This is a genomic window from Nostocoides sp. (assembly GCF_035343835.1).
GTDB classification, from domain to species: Bacteria; Actinomycetota; Actinomycetes; order Actinomycetales; family Dermatophilaceae; genus Nostocoides_A; species Nostocoides_A vanveenii.
The window spans coordinates 1-2827 of the sequence record NZ_DAOQZV010000328.1 but is presented as its reverse complement, the minus strand read 5'-3'; the positions used below and the strand labels follow the sequence as shown (position 1 = coordinate 2827).

General features: G+C 68.9%; 1 protein-coding gene. It reads right to left on the bottom strand.

Annotation, left to right across the window (positions count from 1 at the left end):
* Positions 1-64 precede the first annotated feature (64 nt).
* Entirely contained in the window at positions 65-2533 is a 2469-nt protein-coding gene (gene pepN, locus PKH97_RS15650) for an aminopeptidase N (RefSeq protein ID WP_324388534.1), read from the bottom strand.
* Between the last annotated feature and the right edge of the window lie 294 nt (positions 2534-2827).

Genomic DNA, 2827 nt, shown 5'->3' with positions numbered 1-2827 from the left:
TCGACGGGGCTGAACCGGCCTTTCGACGGGGCTGAAGCGGGTGCGGTGGGAATCAGGTGTCTGGTCAGGGCGACGCGAAGCGCGCCTGTGACGTCAGGGCCGCATCGAGCTTCGCCTGCGCATCCACGATTGCCCGTCGCAGGGCGGGGCTGAGCCGGTCGTCCGCCAACGCGTGCTGACTCATCTCCAGGGTCGCCGGCTCGACCACCCGCAAGGGATAGGCCAAGGTCGCGACCATGCCGAGGGCGTCCTCGCCGAGATGCGCGCCCAGCGCCGGGATGTCGGCGAAGTAGCGCTCGACATAGGGCCGCAACAGATCTCGGTCACCGACCCAGAAGGCCCCTGCGAGGGCATTGCGCTCGTAGTTCGAGCGTTCACCGGTGGCGGTCAGTTCGGCCCAGGCCCACCGCTTGGCCGCGGCACTGGGGCGCGTAGCTCGCGCGGCCAGTGCCGCATGATCGCCGGTGAGCGTGGCGTCCTGCGCGCGCAGCATGTTGATGTCGTCGTCGTCGATCGCGTCGAGGCGCGCGAGGGCCCGCACGACGAGCCAGCGGAAGTCCGAGTCGTCCGCGAGGCCTGGCGGCAATCCGGTCCCCGCCAACCAGGACCCGAGCAGGGCCACATCGGCTGTCGTCTGCGCGACAATCCGGGCACCGATCAAGCGACCACCGCGCGAATCGGCACCGTCGATGAGGCGTTGCGCGGCGTCGGCGACGGCTGATTCTGCCGCCCGCTGATCCTGTGGCACAACAAAATTCGGGATGACGCGGTCCACCACATGCGTCCCGACGCGGTTGCGGATCGAGTCGTTGACTTCCACCGGCCACGCGTGGCTGAAGGTGTCCAGGATGGTCCGCGGGTCGACCGTGCCTAGGTGCATCCCGTCGATCAGCGCCAACCAGGCGACCGCGCGGGCGTGCGTGTCCGGGATGCTTGCGAGCCCCAGGGGGAGGTTGGCCAGGGTTTCCGGCTCGAATCCGGTGACCGCCCAGGTCAGGTCGCTGGCGTTCGGGATGACCATCGCCGCCCGCGGCGCTTCCTGCAGCGCGGGCCATCTGGTCGTTGTCTTCGCCACCGTCCCGCGCACGCGAAAGACCTCGCGGTCCGCGTCGAAGCCGGCGATGTCGAAGGTATGCGGCCGGCTCACCTTAGGATGGTCCGCGGGGATCGTCCGGGTCACCCGTCCGGTGTCCTGGTGGGCATGCACGGTGTCCATGCCGGCCGTTTCCAGCCAGGCGTTGCTCCAGCCGCTCAGGTCGGTGTCCGCAGCTCGCTCGACCGAGGCGAGGAACCCGGCCAGATCACTATTGCCGAAGGCGTTGGCCCGCAGGTGATCCCGCACGCCGGCGACGAAGGCCGCGTCGCCGATATGGGCGATCAGTTGACGCAGGACGGCGGCACCCTTGGCATAGGAGATGCCGTCGAAATTGTTCAGGGCCGACTGCGCGTCCGGCGCGGGCGAGCCCGCGACCGGGTGCGTGGACGGCGACCGTTCGGCCGAGTGCCCCCACAGGGCCCTGGCCATGGTGGAGTCGATCCAGGTGGCATCGGAGTTCATGACGGTGCTGCACGCACGGTGGGCGAGATACTCTGCGAAAGACTCGTTGAGCCACAGGTCGTCCCACCACTTCATCGTCACCAGGTCGCCGAACCACATATGGGCCATCTCGTGGGCGATGGTGTTGGTGCGCGTGAGCAGCTCGTCGTCGGTCGCCGCGCCCCGGAAGAGATAGTTGTCGCGGATGGTGACGCACCCGGGGTTCTCCATGGCACCGGCATTGAACTCAGGGCAGAACACCTGGTGGTAGTCGCCGAAGGGGTAGCCGATTCCGAAGAGCTCCTGGAAGTAGTCCATGAAGGCGGCTGTGACGTCCAATAGCTGATCCGCTTGTCTGGCAAGGGGATCCGCAAGAGAGCGGCGTGCGTGGATCCCGAGTGGGAGGCCGCGGTGCTCACGCTCGGCGCTGGCCCAAGGACCCGCGCACACGGTTACGAAGTAGGTCGCCAACGGCGCGGTCCGGGCCAGCTCCCATTGCCCGGGCGCGGTTTGAGTGGCGTGCCCGTTGCCGAGCACGCGCCAGTGGTGCGGAGTGCGGACCGACACGGCATACGGGGCCTTGAGGTCGGGCTGGTCGAAGCAGGCGAAGACGGTCGGTGCCGCATCGAGGAACACGTGTCCGTAGACATAGGCCTCACCGTCGGCCGGGTCCACGCTGCGGTGCAGGCCCTGGCCGTCCCTGCTGAACGCCATCGTGGTGTCGACCACCAGGACATTGCTCGGCCCGAGACCGGTGAGAGTCAGGCGACGCTCGCGCACCGACGCGGGGTCGAGGGGTACGCCGCCCAGGGTGATGGCATGAACCGTTGTGGCGGCGAGGTCGACGAAAGTGGACTCCGCGCTCGCCTCGAAGTGGATCTCGGTGCGCGAGCCGAAGTGGGTAGGGCCCCGGTCGAGATCCAACTCGACACGCATCTCGGTGACGCGGATGGCGTGGGCACGGTCCTGCGACTCGGCGCGCGTCAGGCTCGGCATACGCCCATCCTGCCCGAGTGGGCTGCCGAGGTCCGGGGGTTGGAGCAGGTGAATTGGCACGGGGCGGGATGGCCGAGGACACCCCCCGAAGTTCGGCCCCCGCAGAGCCTGGGACCCAGCTCCGAATCTGCGCGGGCACGGCTGTCCGTACGTGGTTTGGTGATGCTTCTTAGGTCACGGGGAGGAGCCGGGCGATCGTGCCCGGTAGGGCGTGCGCGACGTCGAGGGCGCGCACCGGTCCGCCCGGGTTGGCCGCGTCGGCCGCGCACCCGTGGACCAGGGCCCCGAGTGCGC